The organism is Aquitalea aquatica (assembly GCF_013911085.1).
Lineage (GTDB): Bacteria > Pseudomonadota > Gammaproteobacteria > Burkholderiales > Chromobacteriaceae > Aquitalea > Aquitalea aquatica.
Genome location: NZ_JACERN010000027.1, coordinates 1 through 1,383 on the forward strand (window position 1 = coordinate 1; position 1,383 = coordinate 1,383).

Genomic DNA, 1,383 nt, shown 5'->3' on the forward strand with positions numbered 1-1,383 from the left:
TCGGGGTCAATACAACCTGACCTGCAGTAATTTCAGCAGCAGTCAGCACATGACCCGGCTGGGCAGTACCGTTAATGGTGACGTTCAGCGTGTCACCCGCCTTGGCATCTGCCGGCAGGCCGATGTTCACCGTATCGGTGGTGGCGCTGCCCTGTTCGGTCTTGTTGATGAAGCCGTCGTTGTTGGCGTCGGTGGCAATCACCACGGTCGGGGCCGACGGTGCGGTGGTGTCCAGCTTGGCGCTGTCGCTGGCGCTGGCCGAGGTATTACCTGCCACATCGGTGATGGTAGCGGCTACGGTCAGCGTGCCGCCTTCGGCCGGGGCAGTCGGTGTCAGCACCACTTGGCCAGCAGTGATTTCAGCAGCGGTCAGTACATGACCAGGCTGCGCCACGCCATTGATGGTGACGTTCAGCGTATCGCCAGCCTTGGCGTCGCTCGGCAGGCCGATGTTCACCGTATCGGTGGTGGCACTGCCCTGCTCGGCCTTGTTGATGAAGCCGTCGTTGTTAGCGTCGGTGGCAATCACCACGGTCGGGGCCGACGGGGCGGTGGTGTCCAGCTTGGCGCTGTCGCTGCCTTGTGCCGAGGTGTTACCAGCCGGATCGGTGATGGTGGCGGCAACCGTCAGCGTGCCACCTTCTGCCGGCGCAGCCGGCGTGAGAACGACCTGACCTGCGGTAATTTCAGCAGCAGTCAGTACATGACCCGGCTGAGCAGTACCGTTAATGGTGACGTTCAGCGTGTCGCCCGCCTTGGCATCCGCCGGCAAGCCGATGTTGACGGTGTCAGTCGTGGCACTGCCTTGTTCGGCCTTGTTGATGTAGCCGTCGTTATTGGCGTCGGTGGCGATGACCACGGTCGGGGCCGACGGGGCGGTGGTGTCAAGATTTTCGCCCGGCTGGCCGCTGCCGGTGTCGGTATTGGCGGTGGCGGTGTTGCCGGCCTTGTCGCTGACACTAGCGCTGACGCTGATGCTGCCGTCGGTCAGGCCGGACAGGTTCGCCGGGTTGGCCGTCCAGTTGCCGTTGCTATCGACGGTGGCGGTGCTGCTGGCGGTATGGCCCTGGCTGTCGGTGAAGATGACGGTGACGGTCTGGCCGGCTTCCACACTGCCGGTGCTGCCGCTGACCACCACGGCCGTGCTTTCGGCCTTGTTGTAGACGTGATCGCCGCCCGAGCCATCGTTGCCGATGGTGATGGTAGCGGTGGTGTCCTTGCCTTCGCTCACGCTGGCGCTGGCCGGGTTGCCCGCTACGCTGGTGACGTCGGCTTTGACGGTGACGCTGCCATCCACCAGACCACTCAGGTTGGCGCTGCTGGCCGTCCAGTTGCCGCTGCCATCAACGGTAGCGGTAGTGCTAGCGGTATGGCCCTGGCTAT

At 64.1% G+C, this 1,383-nt stretch carries 1 protein-coding gene; it reads right to left on the reverse strand.

The window, feature by feature from the left end:
• Positions 1–1,383: beta strand repeat-containing protein (locus tag H2Z84_RS10230; protein WP_258869366.1), on the reverse strand; the 1,383-nt coding region annotated here is incomplete at both ends.